This is a genomic window from Paenibacillus sp. EKM301P (assembly GCF_011800295.1).
In the GTDB taxonomy this organism is placed as follows: domain Bacteria; phylum Bacillota; class Bacilli; order Paenibacillales; family Paenibacillaceae; genus Paenibacillus; species Paenibacillus polymyxa.
Genome location: NZ_JAALFM010000007.1, coordinates 157,171 through 175,529, shown reverse-complemented (window position 1 = coordinate 175,529; position 18,359 = coordinate 157,171). Strand labels below are relative to the sequence as shown.

The 18,359-nt window shown below is 44.0% G+C and carries 12 protein-coding genes; 9 read left to right on the top strand and 3 right to left on the bottom strand.

What is annotated here, in order from left to right; genetic code table 11:
* Positions 1–42 precede the first annotated feature (42 nt).
* On the bottom strand, positions 43–1,191 hold the full coding sequence (locus HFD99_RS17935; RefSeq protein ID WP_031462605.1) for a glycosyltransferase: 1,149 nt from the start codon (positions 1,189–1,191) through the stop codon (positions 43–45).
* A gap of 316 nt (positions 1,192–1,507) precedes the next feature.
* On the opposite strand from HFD99_RS17935, the gene HFD99_RS17930 reads away from it, so the two are divergent.
* From HFD99_RS17930 to HFD99_RS17895, 8 genes are all read left to right on the top strand, one after another.
* The gene (locus tag HFD99_RS17930) at positions 1,508–2,230 is read left to right on the top strand and encodes a GntR family transcriptional regulator (protein WP_016820141.1); all 723 of its coding nucleotides are present in this window, start codon (positions 1,508–1,510) and stop codon (positions 2,228–2,230) included.
* A 292-nt stretch (positions 2,231–2,522) separates the two neighbouring features.
* A complete protein-coding gene (locus HFD99_RS17925; protein ID WP_044786805.1) occupies positions 2,523–4,907 on the top strand; it encodes a phosphoketolase family protein in 2,385 nt (794 codons plus the stop codon).
* 278 nt (positions 4,908–5,185) lie between these two features.
* Positions 5,186–6,028 (top strand): aldo/keto reductase, encoded by an 843-nt coding sequence (locus HFD99_RS17920; RefSeq protein WP_123796638.1) that lies wholly within the window; start codon positions 5,186–5,188, stop codon positions 6,026–6,028.
* Positions 6,029–6,206: 178 nt separating this feature from the next.
* Positions 6,207–6,866, top strand: a complete 660-nt coding sequence (locus HFD99_RS17915; RefSeq protein WP_123796639.1) for a PspA/IM30 family protein — start codon at positions 6,207–6,209, stop codon at positions 6,864–6,866.
* A 26-nt stretch (positions 6,867–6,892) separates the two neighbouring features.
* Positions 6,893–7,927, top strand: coding sequence for a TFIIB-type zinc ribbon-containing protein (locus tag HFD99_RS17910; protein ID WP_107734419.1), 1,035 nt, complete (start codon positions 6,893–6,895; stop codon positions 7,925–7,927).
* Positions 7,924–8,718 carry a TPM domain-containing protein gene (locus HFD99_RS17905; RefSeq protein WP_123796640.1) on the top strand — a complete coding sequence of 265 codons (795 nt, stop codon included), beginning with the start codon at positions 7,924–7,926 and terminating at the stop codon, positions 8,716–8,718. Before HFD99_RS17910 ends, HFD99_RS17905 begins: the two co-directional genes overlap by 4 nt.
* 21 nt (positions 8,719–8,739) lie before the next feature.
* Positions 8,740–9,732, top strand: coding sequence for an SPFH domain-containing protein (locus tag HFD99_RS17900; protein ID WP_016820147.1), 993 nt, complete (start codon positions 8,740–8,742; stop codon positions 9,730–9,732).
* Between the two features lie 205 nt (positions 9,733–9,937).
* Entirely contained in the window at positions 9,938–13,678 is a 3,741-nt protein-coding gene (locus HFD99_RS17895) for an alpha-L-arabinofuranosidase C-terminal domain-containing protein (RefSeq protein ID WP_123796641.1), read from the top strand.
* 150 nt (positions 13,679–13,828) lie between these two features.
* Here HFD99_RS17895 and HFD99_RS17890 read toward each other — a convergent pair whose 3' ends face one another.
* Positions 13,829–15,226 carry a phytase gene (locus HFD99_RS17890; protein ID WP_123796642.1) on the bottom strand — a complete coding sequence of 466 codons (1,398 nt, stop codon included), beginning with the start codon at positions 15,224–15,226 and terminating at the stop codon, positions 13,829–13,831.
* Positions 15,227–15,336: 110 nt separating this feature from the next.
* Positions 15,337–16,215: a helix-turn-helix transcriptional regulator gene (locus HFD99_RS17885; RefSeq protein WP_016820150.1), complete on the bottom strand. Its 879-nt coding sequence runs from the start codon at positions 16,213–16,215 to the stop codon at positions 15,337–15,339.
* Between the two features lie 193 nt (positions 16,216–16,408).
* Between HFD99_RS17885 and HFD99_RS17880 the strand changes: the two genes are divergently transcribed.
* Positions 16,409–18,352 carry a glycoside hydrolase family 127 protein gene (locus HFD99_RS17880; protein ID WP_123796643.1) on the top strand — a complete coding sequence of 648 codons (1,944 nt, stop codon included), beginning with the start codon at positions 16,409–16,411 and terminating at the stop codon, positions 18,350–18,352.
* The last annotated feature ends 7 nt before the right edge of the window (positions 18,353–18,359 follow it).

Sequence of the window (18,359 nt, the reverse complement as noted above, 5' to 3'; positions counted from 1 at the left end):
TGCTTCCAGGTATATATCTCATGACCTTCCGCCCTCTTGTTATTACACCAGCTTTTCAGACTTTACTAACATTTCTCGTAACACATGAGCGACTCGGCTTTTCCGGTTCTCAGCTTTCCTTTGTATCGCTCGTAATGATTGTTGGTATGCTGGGGTGTTGTTGTGATAATAAAACTGCTTGGCAGCAATGCGTAGTGTCCTTCTCAACAACATAGCTGATGAACGTGTTAACCTGGAACGGAGTCCCCTGCGCAATACTCGCAGCGTATTTTTGTAGGTCTCAAAATCCTCGGATGGAGGAATCAGAGCAAATAAATTTAACGAGGAGTCATTGAACCCGTAAGTTTCATACATGATTCTTAGATTTTCCGTATTTAAAACGTTACCTCTAAGATGGGTTGGATGCTCCTGATGATACCCGACCACCTCTTTGATGCAATAAAAAGGGATTTTTAAGCGATGCAGTCTATAGCCAAGATCCCAGTCTTCGAGTCCGTACAGCACAAACCGTTCATTGAAACCTCCAATACGAATTAAGTGGTTGCGTCTGATGGCCACACAACGAGTTACTAGCATCATCCAGGGAGCTACGTCCGTTGAGGCAAATTGTTTCTGCGTATTGGGAGGAACCCTTGTGGGGCTAACGACTTTAGACAGTGCACCCGTTTGATGAAGGACATCATCAGGGGTGATGATTGGAACAATTTCATTCGCTGTTTCAAAGTCAGAATTCCATAAGCCGGATTGTGTAAGTATGCTCCGACAATGTTCTTTTTCTTCCACAGAAAAATCAGGGTGATAGTGGGTAAATGCATCGTCCCACGAGTGCGGAATGCCTGAAAGCACAGATTTGGGATACTTGCGGTGATAACGGCTCACGGTTTTAATGAAATGAGGCAGCACCAAAAAGTCAGCGTCACAGAAAATGATGTATAGCCCTTTTGCTCGGCGCAGTCCTAAATTTCGAACGGCAGATCGACCGCGTTGTTCAGGGTGTGACACATAGATAAGAGGATAGGATGCTTTGAAGCCTTCGACCATTTCTTTCGTTCCGTCTGTAGAACCATCATCAGCTACAATGACTTCGAATAGTTGCTTCGGGTAGGTTTGTGATTCAAATGAAGCGAGCGTGAGCAACAGCTGCTGGGCGCGATTATAGGTTGGAATGATGACGCTGTAGCGGATAGCCAATGTGATCTCCCCCCACCATTCTAATTAGACAACCTTTGAACGAGATAAATAATAACAATGTATTCAAGGATTTTAGCCTGGTCTAGTCAAACAACCCACAAAGTTCGAAACAGGCTTGGTCCTATGCGGATGTTAATGTGGAAGTGCTGTATTTTTTGCTGATTTGCAGATATGTTTCAGTGGTGTGATGTATATGTCATGGTAGCATTATGCATAAGGATGTAAAGTAGAAGGGACACAAACAAACATGAGATGAAATGGGCATGTTTATGGTAAACTATATGGAGTTATAGAAGACCTGAAAGAGGAGTACTATATGACACAATTTGTCTATAAGCAAATTATTGACGATCTTAAAATGAAAATTTTCGCTGGAAAGTTTGCAGATATGAGATTGCCAGATGAACGTAGTCTTAGTGAGACTTACCAGGTTAGTCGTAGTTCCATTAAACGTGCTCTGACTAAAATGGAGAGTGTCGGAATTATTTTCAAAAAACAAGGTTCCGGGACATTTATTAATCCCTTATACATAAGAAATGAATCTATCTTTAACTACGAGGGCTCTAATCTAGGAGTTACTGATAATTTTCAAATGCATGGCAAAAAGCCAAAAATCAAAGTATTGAGTTTTGAGGTCATTCCACCGACAGAAGAACTACAGCGCGATTTGTTCTTGGACACTCATGATTTTGTTTATAAAATCGTTCGGTTACGTCTGTTTGATGATGATCCATTTATGATCGAAACGGGCTATATCCCCATTAAAATTGTCCAGGATTTAAATCAGACCATTATTGAGGGTTCCATTTTTAATTATTTGGAGGACTCGCGGAACCTGGCCGTCACCAAATCCTTTTTATCTATTTTTGCAGAACCGTCTGAAGAGAATGATCAAAAGCTACTGCAATTGAAAGAAAATGAACCCGTAGGCATTATGGAGGGTGTTTTCTTTTTGGATAACGGTACCCCATTTGAATTTTCGCATATGCGATTTCACTACAAATATTTGAAATTTAATACCTTTGTATCGGTACACTAATGAAAAGACTGGAGAATTCTCCGGTCTTTTTTTTATAGTTTTGAAAAAGGATTAGAGTCTGCAAACTCTTCATTTATCACAAATTTTATTGGTTTATCCTTCTATATATTTTAATGTAAGAGCTTTTTTACTGTCTTTTTAATTTATATTTCATAGTATGTTCAAAATTTCACAAAATTGGACCGTATCACTTGTGAAAAAGGTTGAATTAATTCAGTGTAGCGTTATGATGTACATGTAGATGAAATTTCCGGAAATAAATTACAAACAAAATTACTAGGGAGTGGACACCATGGCTTTATCACCCGTGTTAGAAGATTACTCGTCTAAAACATATTTGGAAAAACTTGATGCATACTGGCGTGCAACGAACTACATTTCAGTAGGTCAGCTTTATTTAAAAGACAATCCTTTGTTGAGAGAACCTTTGAAAGATTCGGATGTAAAGGTTAAGCCTATTGGACACTGGGGTACGATTCCAGGCCAAAACTTTATTTATGCTCATCTTAATCGTGTTATTAATAAATATGATTTGAACATGCTTTACATTGAAGGTCCTGGTCACGGCGGCCAAGTTATGGTTTCAAATTCATATCTTGATGGAAGCTACACCGAAATTTATCCGCAAATCACGCAGGATATCCCAGGTATGAAGAAACTGTTCAAACAATTTTCATTCCCTGGCGGTATTGCTTCACATGCTGCGCCTGAAACCCCTGGATCTATCCATGAAGGCGGGGAGCTGGGCTATTCCCTTTCTCATGGTGTAGGTGCTATTCTAGATAATCCGAATCTGATCTCGGCTGTTGTTATTGGGGATGGTGAAGCTGAAACGGGTCCATTGGCCGCTTCGTGGTTCTCTAACCGATTTATCAATCCAATCACGGATGGCGCAGTGCTGCCGATCTTACATTTAAATGGCTTCAAAATTAGTAACCCAACGATTATGTCTCGCCAATCAAAAGAAGAGTTAACCTCGTTCTTTAAAGGTTTGGGTTGGGAACCATTCTTTGTTGAAGGTGAAGATCCTGATCACATGCACCCAGAAATGGCGAAAGTATTGGATACTGCCATCGAAAAGATTGAAGCTATTCAAAAGAATGCGCGTGAAAATAATGACCTTACTCGTCCGGCGTGGCCAGTGCTTATCTTCCGTTCACCTAAAGGCTGGACAGGTCCAAAGGAATGGGATGGCGTGCCGAATACAAATTCGTTCCGTGCCCATCAGGTTCCAATTCCGGTCGATCAAAAAAATATGCAGCACGCGCCTGCTTTATTAGAATGGCTGAATAGCTATAGACCGGAGGAATTGTTTGACGAAAACGGTCGGTTAAAAGCAGAGATTGCTAAAATTTTGCCTACTGGCGATAAACGAATGGGAATGAACCCTGTTGCGAATGCAGGTAACCTTATTAAAGATTTGAAATTGCCTGATTTCCGTAACTATGCGCTGGATAACTCCACGCCTGGTAAAGTGATTGCGCAAGATATGTCTGTGTTAGGTAAATACGTTAAAGATGTGGTCGTTTTAAATGAAGAGAATCGTAATTTCAGAATCTTCGGGCCTGATGAAACGATGTCTAATCGCTTGGCACCTGTTTTTGAAGTAACCAAACGCCAATGGATGGATCAAATTATTGAGCCTAATGATGAATTCTTGTCATCGTATGGTCGTGTCATTGATTCCCAATTATCCGAGCACCAAGCTGAAGGATTGCTGGAAGGTTATGTGTTAACAGGTCGTCATGGTTTCTTTGCAAGTTACGAAGCCTTCCTGCGTGTGGTTGACTCGATGATCACTCAACACTTCAAATGGCTGCGTAAAGCAACGGATCAAGGATGGCGTGCAGATATCCCATCATTGAATGTTGTAGCTACTTCAACGGTCTTCCAACAGGATCATAATGGGTATACACACCAAGATCCAGGCTTGTTGGGACATTTGGCTGATAAGAAACCAGAATTTATTCGTGAGTATTTGCCAGCTGACGCCAACTCTCTTTTAGCTGTTTTTGACACTATTTTAAATGACCGTCAAAAGATCAATTTGGTTGTTTCGTCCAAACACCCACGTCCACAATGGTTCTCTGCTGATGAAGCGAAAGAATTGGTAGACAAAGGGTTGAAGATTATTGACTGGGCAAGTACAGATCAAGGCGGAGAGCCTGATATTGTCATCGCTTCTGCTGGTACAGAGCCAACGATTGAAAGCTTAGCTGCGATCTCGATCTTGCATAAAAAACTGCCTGACTTGAAGATTCGCTACATCAACGTAGTAGACTTACTGAAGCTGAGAAGCCAAAAGTTAGATCCTCGTGGATTATCTGACGCTGAGTTTGATCAATTTTTCACAAAGGACAAGCCAGTCGTATTCGCTTTCCATGGTTACGAAGGTCTGATCAAAGATCTGTTCTTTGATCGTCATAACCATAATCTGCATGTACATGGTTACCGTGAAAATGGCGATATTACAACACCATTTGATATGCGTGTATTGAATCAAATGGATCGTTTTGACTTGGTGAAGGAAGCTGTTCTAAGCTTGCCTAACGCTGGAAAGTACGCAAATATTGCGGATGAAATGGATGCAATAGTTAAGAAACATCATCAATTCATTCGTGAAGAAGGTATTGACTTGCCAGAGGTAGAGAACTGGGTATGGGAAGGCTTGAAATAAAAAAGTATAGTACATTTCAGCTTTGTGTTGGACAACCAAGCAGTCAAGCATGAACTGGAATATATGATTTGGTAGTATTATGGAAGTGCCTGGCCCCTTGAATTCAAGTATGATTTCAACGGGGATCAGGCACTTTTTGATGTAGCACACTGAGAATTTAATAGGGAAGTCACGAGCAAGTGGGTAATAAGTATATGGGAACCGAATGGTTCACTGTATTTTGTCTGAATATTGAAGAGGTGTTATGGTATAAGAGAATAGGAGAGGAGGCTGTTAATATGAACCATCAAATTCCAGAGAAGGTATTGAATGATGGCACTAAGGTGCCTGCCATTGGATTTGGAACTGCTGGGTTGAAGGGTGCAGATGGAGTAAAAGTGATAACCGGCGCGATTGATGCGGGTTACCGTCTGATTGACACAGCTTTTAACTATGAAAATGAGGGCGCTGTCGGGAAAGCTGTCCAGCAGAGTTCAGTACCGAGAGAAGAATTGTTGATTTGCTCCAAACTTCCAGGTCGTCGACATGCATATCAGGAAGCCATTGTCACGATCGAAGAGTCACTATATAGAGGCGGTTTAAACTATTATGATCTGTATTTGATCCATTGGCCGAATCCCAAAATTGATCGGTATGTTGAAGCCTGGCAGGCATTGATTGAGGCGAAGAAGCGGGGCTATATTCGTTCGATTGGAGTCTGCAATTTCCTGCCTGAGCATACTGAACGATTGATTCGGGAAACAGGTATCGCGCCGAGCATCAATCAGGTTGAACTGCATCCATTATTTAATCAGGAGCATCAGCGTACCAAAGATGCTGAACAGGGCATTGTGACGGAATCGTGGAGCCCTTTGGGTCGCGGTCACAGCATGATGGAGAACGAGGAGATTGGGAAAATTGCCGCTGCTCATGGCAAAACCGCGACACAAGCGATTTTACGTTGGCACATCCAACTAGGAGCGATCCCAATTCCTAAGGCTTCTTCTGTAAAACATCAGACGGAAAATCTGGACATTTTTGATTTTGAGTTGTCACCAGAGGAAATGAACGTGATTTCAGCGCTTAGCAGGGAAGATGGACGGCTATGGGACCAGGACCCCAATTCCTATGAAGAACTGTAATCTACAACAATGAATTCGAAGGGTTCAAAAATCTGTAGAGGGTTTTTGAACCCTTTGCTTTTTAGTAATAGTGGAAAGGATGCGATAGGCCTGAATATAGCTATGATGAATGATGAACATTTTTAACCGGATATGATGTATGATATGGGGGAATGCAGTCTTTTTGAAGGAGGGCATCATGGGGATTTTGTCAAGGTTTAGGGATATTATGAAGGTGAATATCAGCGCCTTATTGGATAAGGAGGGTGATCCAGAGAAGACCATTGATGATTATATGCGGAACTTGAACAGTGATCTGGGCAAGGTGAAAGCGGAAACGGCCTCGGTACTAGCTGATGAGAAAAGAGCGAAAAGAGCACTGGATGAATGTAGAGCTGAGATCAAAAAGCTCCAGCATTATGCAAGTAAGTCTGTGGAAGCTGGCAATGAAGATGAGGCTCGAAAGTTTCTGGAACGTAAAATCTTGCAGGCAGAGAAACTGGAATCGTTACAGACCTCCTATGAATTAGCTTCGGCAAACGCCGTACATATGAAACAAATGCAGGAGAAATTGGTGTCCGATATAGGGCGTCTGGAAGTGCGGCTTGCCGAACTTAAAGGGAAGCTGGCGATCGCCAAAGCACAGCAAACCTTGAATGCTATGGGCGACCATGATTCTGGCTTTGAGGCCTTGGAAGAGAAGGCAAACAAGGCATATGATGAAGCGATGGCGATAGCTGAACTCCGGGGAGAGACGAAGGACGACCTAGATGCGTTATTCACGCAATATGAGAAGAGTACCAATGCAGAAGATGAGCTGGCTGCAATCAAGCAGAAAATCAATTCCAAAGAATCATAATAGTTTCTACATGAAGAGGTGAGCAGATGCCGGTTATCGAATACAAATGCCCCAACTGCGGCAGCGGCATGGTCTTTGACAGTGAGACAGGAATGTTATCTTGCCATAGCTGCGGAAGAGAGGACAACATCGATACGATTCCTGATCCTCTGACCAATCGTGTTTTTTCAGAAGATGAGGCCCATGAGTATCATTGTAATAACTGTGGAGCAGTAATTATGACCGAAGTGGAGACGAGTGCAACGGTGTGCAGCTTTTGTGGTTCTGCCGTGGTACTGGGTGATCGACTGACCGGGAAGCTGGCTCCGGCGCAGGTTATTCCCTTTTCGATCAGCAAGGAAGAAGCCATAGCTGCGTTCAAAAAATGGTGCAAGAATGGCCGTCTGACACCGAACCGATTTATGATAGCCGATCGAATCAAGGGAATAACCGGTATGTATGTCCCCTTCTGGTTATATGAATTACATAATCAAATTGAGGTTCAAGGTGAAGGTAACCAAGTGAGAACCTATACGAGCGGAGATTACGAATATACAGAAACGAAGCATTTTGATGTATATCGGAAAATCCGTTTGAATTACGTGAAGGTTCCGATTGATGCTGCGGAGAAAATGAATGACGAGCTGATGGATAAATTGGAGCCTTTTCCTTATGATCAGCTCAAACCTTTTAAAACGCCATATTTAGCGGGCTATATTGCGGAAAAGTATAGTTATAACGAAGAGGAGCTTTTCCCGCGCGTGAAAGACAAAGTGAAGGAATATATTGATGCTTATATTCAGTCCACGGTGTCAGAGTATACGTCTGTGAGTTACACGGAAAAGCAAATTGATACTACATTAAAACAAGCGGATTATGTCCTGCTCCCAGTATGGGTCATCCACTATGACTACAATCAATTGGAGCATACGTTTGCGATGAACGGTCAGACGGGCAAAGTAGTTGGTAAGCCTCCGATTAGCAAGTTCAAAGTGACAGCTTGGTTTGCAGGCATTTTCGGCATAACTCTCTTTTCATTAAGGTTCATAACTTGGCTAATAATGGGGGGAGGATTCTATTGAAAAAATATAGAGCCATTGTGGCTGTTTTGTTGTTCTTTGCTGTTTTTCTAGCGGTTCCTATGGAAATGAAGGGCGAAGTAGCAACGACAGAGATGAAGCCATTGATTTTTGACGAGGCGAGTCTACTTAATCAGGAAGAGTATGATGTGTTGAACTCTATGGCTAATCAATACGGTGCCGCGAGAGAGACAGACATTATTATTTATACGACCAACAATCCCGACAATATGGATGTTATGAAAATGACACAGGATTTTTATGATGATCATGGTCCGGGGTATGACAGGGCTCATGGAAATGCAGTCATTTTAACGATGGATATGAGGAATAGAGAGGTGTACTTGGCCGGATTTTATAAGGCAGAACGGTATCTGGATGACGACAGGCTTACTAAAATCCGCCATGAAATTACCCCGGATCTGACGAACGGCAACTATGGACTTGCCTTTCAAAAGTATATTCTCGGCGCGCACAAATATTTGGCTATCCGCCCAGGGGTGAATCCGGACAGTATATTTTTCAAAGGCTGGCTTCACTTGGCGATTGCGCTGGGATTGGCGTCTATTATTGTAGGTAAGATGGTTTCGAGTTCCGGCGGTCGGGTTACGGTAAATCGGCAGACCTACGAGGATGCAAGCACCTCAGGGGTTCTTGCACATCAAGATCTGTACACTCACACCACGACAACGAAGCGGAAGATTGAAAAGAGCAGTAGCAGCAGCTCATCAGGCGGAGGGGGCGGAACCACCAGCGGCGGTCATTCGCATAGCGGCAGCAGAGGATCATTTTAACGGAAGGGATGGATACAGCACATGGGATTCTTCAGAAATCAATTTGCAAATGTAGTAGAATGGGAAGAATTTAGGGATGACATGATCTTTTGGAAGTGGAGCAATCGTGAAATTAAAAAAGGCAGTAAATTAATCATCCGCTCCGGTCAGGATGCGATTTTTGTCAATAACGGCAAGATCGAGGGTATCTTTGAGAATGAAGGGTCATATAACATGGACTCGGATATTATTCCATTTCTATCGACATTAAAAGGGTTCAAGTTCGGTTTTAATAGCGGCATGCGGGTGGAGGTCTTGTTCGTTAATACGAAGGAGTTTACGGTCAAATGGGGAACACAAAATCCGGTTTTGATTCCGACCCCCCAATTGCCAGGCGGGATGCCGATTCGTGCCAATGGTACATTTAATTTTAAAGTAAACGATTATGTTACGCTTATTGATAAGATTGCCGGGGTAAAGGACAGTTATCTTGTAGAGGACGTTAAAATACGCATTACTTCGGTGTTGGATCAGTTATTGATGAAGTGGATCAGCAGAGAAGGCAAGGACATGTTTAATCTACAGGCAAATGCTTCTGATATTTCGAAGGGCATTCAAGAAGACCTGGATATGCAAGTGATGGACAACGGTATGACGATTACAGGCTTTCATGTGATGAGCTTCAATTATCCTCAAGAAATCCAAGATATGATTACGAAGACGGCTTCTCATGAAATGATCGGTAATCTGCAAAAGTACCAACAAGTGACGATGACCGACGGTATGGCATCGGGGAATGTAAAAGGCGGCGGTGCTGCGTCGGATATGGCGAGTATGATGATGGGCATGAATATAGCCAATGAAATGATGAAAAATTTGAACCCAAGTCAACAGCCTCAGGCTGAGACTCAGCCTGCACCCGATGCCCCCACTCCTTCTGGCGACGGTAAAAGGCCAAATTTTTGTCCGAATTGTGGTACAAAAAACGAGGGAGCTAACTTTTGTCCGAATTGTGGACATAAATTGAACGGATAGCTTTGTAAACCAAACAGCAGTTGTTGCAGAGTATTCTCTGTGATGACTGCTTTTTTATTGTAGTTTGTTCAAGCATTTTCTTTATAAATCTGATTTATTGGATTGAAAAAAGTACACAGGATAAGGTACTATAGCTATATAGTACGCATTTACATTAACTAATTAGGTATTACATTAATAAACTATAGGTATAGGAGCCACAAAGATGACCAAATTCCAAGATCAAATCATTGCGCGGTACAAGTTTGATGATGCAGAGAACGTCGGCAAGGATAGCTCCGGACAAGGTAATGACGGGATTGCTTCAGGCACAGCAGCACCTACGATCTCCCATGCTACAGGAAGAGCGGCTTTGGCACTTGAGGGAGGACCCAACGGAACATCTTATATTCAGCTCCCTTCTGATCTGTTTAAAGATGTAAGCGATAACACCGGTGTTACAGTGACGGCTTGGGTAAACTTCGGCAGATTCACAGATATGTGGGAACGTGTTTTTGACTTTGGTAAAGCGCATACTGGGCCTTATATGTTTATGACACGGAATCTGCGCGGAACTCTTTTCACTGAGGTGGATTTGTCCGTAGACCCAGGAAGAGGCTTTGTCAGGGATGAGTGGATGCACATAGCCCTGTCTGTAATCGGCACAAAAGGCGGTACGTTAAGCAGTGCGGGACCGGTGGTATATGTTAATGGTGAAGTGGCAGCAGACGGTTCCATTAGCCAAACCTCCAGTGGTAACTATGCCAAGCTGCGCAAATGGTTCGAAACGTTTGCAGATACGACCAACTATAGCAACAATTTTATCGGTCGTTCCCAACATGCAGCCGATGTAGACTTTGCTGGCTCGGTTTCGGACTTCCGAATTTATAAAGCAGGTTTGACGGCGGATGAAATTATTGAGGTCATGTGCGATTCATTGACAGATGAAGAGATCGTGAAGCTTGCTCGAGATAAGTATTTATCATTTCCGACGACAATTATAACCAAAGACATAGCTCTGCCAACGGTTCTGATGGGTGGAAGAGTAGAAGTGACCTGGAAATCCAGCCAGCCTAGCATACTCTCTGACCATGGGCAGGTTCAGGCGATTACCTCCGCACAGGGAGTCACCGTTACGGCTCTCTTGACCAGAGGTTCAAGCAGGATAGAAGAAAGCTTTGAAGTATCCGTTCTTCCAGAACAGTTGCCTCCATACACGCTGACCATTCATGGGAATAAAGAAGTTGTGGATGTCAGCGAAGTGATGTACGGCTTGTTCTACGAAGATATCAATAACGCGGCAGATGGTGGGATTTATGCAGAACTCGTGCAAAATCGTTCTTTTGAATCCTTTGAGTTTGATACGTATTCCCATGCTTCTGGTGAATGTGGCTGCTCTACAGGACGGAACCGCAATCCATTGTTCGCCTGGTCTGGTGATACGGACAAGATGGCTCCACAACATAGCGGTGGATTAAATGAGTTTTTGGGCGCAAAAGACAAGGATGTGAACTCTTATTATGTGACGGTAGCGGATGGGGCAACGATTCGGAACAAAGGCTTTTCTGATTCTAACCAGAATTGTGCCATGTCCATCCGGGAGCGTGCCAAGTATGAGTTCACCATCTGGGCGAAGGCCGATTCTGCGGGTACAATCACACTGCAACTGCAAGACTCAAAGGAAAAGGCCATCAGTGATTCGGTAACCGTACAGGTGGAAGGTGGCAACACGTGGAAAAAGTACGGCGTCGATTCCAAGCTGGTGCTGACAGGTACAGCTACGGTTCTGGGACAACTGGCGCTTACATTTGAAGGCGACATTTCCATTGATATGGTTTCCTTATTCCCACAAGATGTATGGGGGGCGGGAGAGGAAGAGCACTCCCCATCGGCACACGCCAACTATCAGGGTAATCCGAACTACCGATTGAGAAAAGATCTGGTGAACGCACTGGTCGGCATGCATCCGAAGTTTTTGCGTTTTCCAGGGGGATGTATTTCCGAAGGATCGTTTATATGGGAAAACGTATATGACTGGAAGGAATCCATTGGGGATATCGAGCTGCGCAAGGAAAACTTTAATGTATGGGGCTATATGATGACCATGGGTCTTGGTTATATGGAATACTTCCAGTTGGCAGAAGACCTCAATGCAGCTCCGCTTCCAGTTATGGCCTGTGGTGTGCTCTGCCAAGCCCGCTCGGATTATGCTCATCCGGCTGGCGGCGCATTAAGAGAATACTATATCAAGAATTTTACGGATCTGATCGACTTTGCGATCAGCGTTGATTTTGAACATAATGAATGGGCTGCCATGCGTAAAAAAATGGGCCATGAAGCACCGTTCGATCTGCGTTATCTGGGCGTGGGGAACGAAAACTGGGGCACAGAGTTCTTCGCCAACTTTGAAGTGTTCAAGACATCGATTGATGAGTACATGGAGAAAAACTACCCAGGATATGAGCTGCACATTATCTCCACGGTTGGCGCTCAAGCAGACGACGATGCCTATCAACAGGGCTGGAAGTTCCTGAGCGGTAATATGGAGGGCTCTGCCAAGGTTGCTTTTGCGGACGGTAACCAGGTGACGGAAGAAACTGTAACCTGGTATGAGAAGCAAAAAGACTATATGGACACCATTGCCGATGAGCACTATTACCGTTCTAATGAGTATCTGTTGAATAATGTGGACCGCTATAATTATTACTATAGAGCTTATAACGCTGATGGCAGTGTCAACTGGAAAGAAACGTCGAAGGTGTTTGTTGGGGAGTATGCCTCGACAGATAAAAATACATTGGCAGGCGCAGTCGCAGAAGCAGCAGTGATGACGGGCTTCGAAAATAATGCCGACGTCGTCCGGTTGGCCGCGTATGCGCCGCTGTTTAACAAAGTCCTGACGGATGGAACGTACAGATGGACACCGGATTGTATCTGGTTCGATGACGAAACTGTATGGTTTACACCAAACTATTATGTGCAGCAAATGTATGCCCAATATTTGGGTAATAAAGTATTGGCCACTTCGTTCTCTACTTACAAAAACGGCCAGCCAATTGACCTCATTCCTCAGGGTGGAATTGAGATCGCGACAGGTAACGCCGAGGTTGTGGTTAAGCGTGTGACTGTTACTTCGAATAAGGACGGCAGTGTGCTGCTGGATCAAGATTTTACCAAGGCATTGAATTCAGCCTGGAAGGTTATTCCTGGTTCCGTGGGATATACGGTGGAGGAAGGCAAGGGGCTTGTCCTCAAAGCCCAAGATAGCGGGCTGAACGGCCTGTACATCTTGAACGACAGCTGGAACAACTATAAGGTAGAGGTCGTTGCTTCCCGCATTTCCGGCACGGACGGTTTTTATGTGGGCGCAGGTCTCACGGATATTACCGCTGAGAAAAAGAACGTCATCGAATACGCGATTGGCTATGACGGCAATGCTACCGGCGTGAAGGTTTACAAGCAAGGCATAGAAGGCTATACCATGGGTGACTACTCTTCCAGTACAGCTGCGGGCAACTTGAGAGCAGCCAGCTATGAAGAACTGGCCGATAATACCGACTACACCATCACGGTGAACTATGGGGGAGAAACGGGCAGCAACCTGATTTGCTCCTACACGGACGGCAAGACAACCAGCAAAGTGCTGGATTACAAGCTGGAGGCTTATAACAGGGACGTGTTTCATTCGGTGACCCGAGATGCTGAACATGTATATGTGAAGCTTGTGAATGCCGACAACGTAGATAAGGCAACGCAGCTGAATCTACAAGATTTGAATGTTGAGTCCAGCGCCAAGCTGATTACACTAACCGGCGATTCCTCGCTTGTTCATGTACCTAACGTGAATAAGAAAAATGATGAAAAGGTAGTGCCTACCGAACATCAGGTCACACTTCATACGGATTCTGTCCTCTTACAATTACCGGCTAATTCGGTAAATGTACTGGTACTGGATCTTAAAGCGTAGGGTACGAGATAGTTAGGGTAAGGATGTTGGAACCTTTTCCTGCTTAAAAACAAAAGGGGTGTCCCAAGCAGCCGTTTTATGGCTTTTAGGACACCCCTTTTTTCTATGGATCAAGTCAGAACGTTGTTGTCTCGATTTCCCTGACGGGCATTACTTCGTGCTTCTGTTTACCAATTCACGCGGATTGGTGCCATCGTCTATCGTTAGCGGGGTAGGAGCACCTGTAGCAATTCGTTCCCAAGGTACCATTTTAAAGTTCTGATTTAACTTCTTGCCGTTTTGGAGATTTTCGTCATCTTGTGCAACGAAGATACCATGAGGGAAATTCTTGCCTAATCCATAGCCAAGAACATCAATACCGTCTGTGACAGACGTACCATCTACGGTAGGGCTGTCGCCGATCGTGAAGTTGCTAATATAGGCATTGTCGCCTTGTCGTTCATAGATCGCATAGCTGCTGTTGCCTTGACTGGAGGCCATCAGGTACCCCTTGCCGTCCTTGCCATAATACAATGTGAGTCCCTCTATGTCATCGTGAAGTCTGCGTCCATCTGCAATATCAACACGTTGCAGCGGCTTGGATGAACCGTCTGGCTCGGCGCTATATTTCCAAACGGCGTAATCCTCTTCAGCAATGTACAGCGTACCATATTCATCATCGGCGACCATGCCCTCGGATTGCGTAGCCAGCTTAAACTGGCGGACAAGCTTGCCGGCAATTTTGCCGTTTCCGTTGTCAGTCAACTCATATTGCTCGAATTCGCCCTCTTTGCCCAAAACGAGCGCGTAAAACTTATCTGTCTTGAGGCTATGGTATAAACTAAATCCATATACTTCTTTCATGGTTGCTTTAATAGGTTTGCCAACCACGTTGGTCAATGTTCCTGATTCACCATCAATGGCAAAGATATCGATCGTATTGTTGGTTCGATTGGTTGCGCCTGCAATATCGATCTTTTTACCACCCAGTGTAAAACCGTAACGAAGATCCACGTTGTTCATTTTTCCGACTTTGATGTTCTGTAGTTGCTTGCCATCCAGATCATAGACTAAAATTCCGCCGCCTTTATTGGTAGCTAGAATTCTGCTTTTATCCGGATCAACCGGATTGAGCCAGATCGCAGGGTCATCAGCTGCATCTTCTCCATCCTCCACGGCTTCTGTTTCGACAGATGGGGTCACTTTATAGGTGGGAACTGCGTCTTTAGGATCTGCATATTTGCTATTTTCTGCTTCAAGCGCAGTAATCACTTTTGTAGGAAGATATACATTTCCATTGATTATTTTAATTTCACGGTCTGCTTTTCCGGTTTGGCCGGCTAGACGATATTGCTTCTCACCGACTGTAAAAGTTCCCACAATGCCATTTTTCAGCTTGACCAACACTGAATGGTCATCACTATCCCATGTAATAGTTGCCCCCAATTTATCTGCTTGTGTTCGTAGTGGTGCATACCCAGATGGTTGAGTGTCTGCCGCATGGATCAGGTCTGGTGATACCAGAATTCCTGTTAACATGGTTAATAATGCTAGTTTAGTTGACTTCATATGTATGCCCCTTTTCTGATGTGAAAATGATATAACCGACTCAGTATAAAGCGACAATATTAAAAGAATACAATCGAAATGTAAAAGAAATGTAAAAGAGACGTAAACATTCAATTGGTGGCTGGTTTCCAGTATTGTTGTCTGTAATTTTTCGGCGACATTCCGAATCTTTCCTTGAAGCACTTTGAAAAATAGCTGGCTTGGGAGAATCCTGTTTCCTCCGTAATTTGTTGGATGGACCAGTCGGTTTGCAGCAAAAGACTGCGTCCCTGATCCAGACGGTAGTCCATTAAATACTCAAGTGGTGTGCGCTGAAAGGTGGCCTTCATGCATCTAGCAAGATAATTTTGATGTACGTGAAAATGCGCCTCCAGGTCTTTATTAGTAATCGCATTTCTGTAGTTTTGTTTTAAGAAAATTTCGATCTGTTCAGCTAACTTGGAGGAACTGCTTTTATAATTCTCATCATATTCCAAACTCTGAAAAATATTCACAAATGTTTGTTGAGTCTCCCATAGAGCCAGCTTTCGGGTTTTTAGAGTAGAGGCTAGTAAATAGTCCAATTTGGAGAACAGCTCATGGGGATTAATTAATTTCTGATATTTGGGTAGATGGATGGTGGTATGTTCTGAGTGAAAATGCAGTTCAGGAATGGGGGTGCTAGGGATAATAAAATTCGGCGAGGATTGGGCACACCACATACTGTTGGTTTGAAAATGAAACCAGTAAAAGGAGGTTTGTTCTGTACATGCCTCTATGGGGAAATGGTGCTTGTCCGGCTCAAGAATGAGAGCATGATTTTCAGTTATCTTCCACGATTCATCTTCCTCACCGATGTGCAGTAGTCCTTCTTTAATGATAATTACGTCAAAATAACCCAAGTTATAGCGATTCGGATGCCAGTCCCCTTTTTGATATGTAGTAAAATTTCCCTCTATAAAATAGGGCAATGGAGGAACAAGGAAAGATAGAAAGTCTGTTTTGCTCATAGAAGTCAGCTCCTTTGTGTGTGAAATCGTATAAGTTTTAGTTAAAGATCGCGATTTTTTTTATAAATTCAGGTTGATAAAATAAGGACTGTAGCAAGGGGCGCTCAGGTTAGCCTGTTCGATATTATCATTACTTTATCCTTATTTTTTCAAAAATGAAAGCGTTCTATTTCCAGGAAGGGATGTTTATTCAATGAAAACGGCAAAGCCAGTGAAGCATGTCATCGTCGATGATTCATTTTGGAAAAAGTATAAGCAGGTTGTGGCGGAAGAGGTCATTCCTTATCAGTGGAAAGCACTAAATGATGAATTACCAGATACAGAACCCAGTCATGCGATTGAGAACTTTAGAATTGCGGCCGGTGAATCCAGTGGGGAATATTATGGAACCGTTTTCCAAGACAGTGATCTTGCCAAATGGCTGGAGACGGTCGCTTTTAGCTTAAGGGATCATCCCAATTCTGCGCTTGAAAAGCGGGCCGATGAAGTTATTGAACTGTTGGGAAGGGCTCAAGCTGAGGATGGGTATCTGAATACGTATTATCTACTCAAGGAACCCGATAATCGCTGGACGAACCTAAGAGATAATCATGAGCTGTATTGTGCCGGGCACTTTATAGAAGCGGCTGTTGCTTATTATGAAACGACAGGTAAGACGAAATTTCTTCACATTATGGAGAAATACGTAGACCTGATTCAGCAGACTTTTGGTACAGAAGAAGGGAAACGGAAAGGCTATCCGGGCCATGAAGAAATTGAGCTGGCCTTGATCAAATTATACGACGTAACGGCTAAGGATCAATATCTCAAATTAGCGCAATATTTTATCGATCAGCGGGGACAGCATCCAATTTATTTTGTGGAGGAGCAGGAAAAGAGAAAGCATATTCAAACAGAGCCCACCTGGAATGATGATAACAACATTAATTTCGGCCTAGGCTTTGAGTACCAGCAGGCACACCAACCTGTACGGGAGCAAAAAGAGGCCGTCGGCCATGCGGTAAGAGCAGTGTATTTGTATATTGCGATGGCAGACCTGGCTGCCAAAACAGGAGATGCTTCCCTGTTACAAGCCTGTGAAACGCTGTGGGATGATGTCACGAACCACAAAATGTACATTACCGCCGGAATCGGATCTACGGTGAATGCGGAAGCATTCACTTGCCATCATGATCTTCCCAATGACAGCATGTACTGCGAAACTTGCGCCTCTGTAGGGCTAGCTTTCTGGGCCAATCGCATGCTGCGCTTAGCGCCGGACCGGAAATATGCCGATGTTTTGGAGCGCGCGTTATACAACGGAACGATCAGCGGAATGGATCTGGATGGGAAACGGTTTTTCTACGTGAATCCGCTGGAAGTCAATCCTTTTCAAAAATCGAGAAAGGATCAGGAGCATGTAAAAACAGAACGGCAAAAATGGTTCTTCTGCGCCTGCTGTCCGCCCAATTTGGCGCGAATGATTGCATCAGTGGAGGACAATATGTACACCCAGACTGATGATACGTTATATACGCATCTGTATATTGCCAGCAAGGTGAACATGACTTTATCTGGTCAAGAGGTTGAAATTACACAAACCCATCATTATCCGTGGGATGCGGATCTCGCTCTTTCGATCCATGTAGCAGAGCCAACTGCATTTAAATGGGCACTGCGAATCCCAGGGTGGTGCAAGCAGGCAGAGGTCAAGGTGAATGGGGAAGTTATAGCGCTAGACCAGCTTGAAAAGGGCTATGTCGAGATTCAGCGCACTTGGAAGGACGGCGATGTGGTCACTTTGCATTTGGCTATGCCGGTCGAGCGCATTCGGAGCAACCCGCTTGTCTCCATGAACCAGCAGCAAATTGCTCTCCAACGCGGTCCAGTCGTGTACTGTCTGGAAGAAGCCGATAATGGGGCGAACCTGGCAGGGCTAAGATTACCAAAGGGTAGTCCTATTACAGAAGAGTTTAGCGAAAATCTGCTAGGTGGCATTGTAAAGCTGACCATAGAGGGACATCGGGTAAAAAGTTCGAATGCATTATACAACTCGGAGCCCCTTGAACTTGTTCCTCAACAAATTACCGCTATTCCTTACTACGCCTGGTGTAATCGGGCCAAAGGGGAAATGCGTGTATGGGTTTATGAATCATAATTCATTC

What these genes read in the sequence shown, in the direction of transcription:
- HFD99_RS17930 (WP_016820141.1), top strand. Translation starts at nt 1,508, where the DNA reads ATGACACAATTTGTCTATAAGCAAATTATTGACGATCTTAAAATGAAA.
- HFD99_RS17925 (WP_044786805.1), top strand. Translation starts at nt 2,523, where the DNA reads ATGGCTTTATCACCCGTGTTAGAAGATTACTCGTCTAAAACATATTTG.
- HFD99_RS17920 (WP_123796638.1), top strand. Translation starts at nt 5,186, where the DNA reads ATGAACCATCAAATTCCAGAGAAGGTATTGAATGATGGCACTAAGGTG.
- HFD99_RS17915 (WP_123796639.1), top strand. Translation starts at nt 6,207, where the DNA reads ATGGGGATTTTGTCAAGGTTTAGGGATATTATGAAGGTGAATATCAGC.
- HFD99_RS17910 (WP_107734419.1), top strand. Translation starts at nt 6,893, where the DNA reads ATGCCGGTTATCGAATACAAATGCCCCAACTGCGGCAGCGGCATGGTC.
- HFD99_RS17900 (WP_016820147.1), top strand. Translation starts at nt 8,740, where the DNA reads ATGGGATTCTTCAGAAATCAATTTGCAAATGTAGTAGAATGGGAAGAA.
- HFD99_RS17895 (WP_123796641.1), top strand. Translation starts at nt 9,938, where the DNA reads ATGACCAAATTCCAAGATCAAATCATTGCGCGGTACAAGTTTGATGAT.
- HFD99_RS17890 (WP_123796642.1), bottom strand. Translation starts at nt 15,226, where the DNA reads ATGAAGTCAACTAAACTAGCATTATTAACCATGTTAACAGGAATTCTG.
- HFD99_RS17885 (WP_016820150.1), bottom strand. Translation starts at nt 16,215, where the DNA reads ATGAGCAAAACAGACTTTCTATCTTTCCTTGTTCCTCCATTGCCCTAT.
- HFD99_RS17880 (WP_123796643.1), top strand. Translation starts at nt 16,409, where the DNA reads ATGAAAACGGCAAAGCCAGTGAAGCATGTCATCGTCGATGATTCATTT.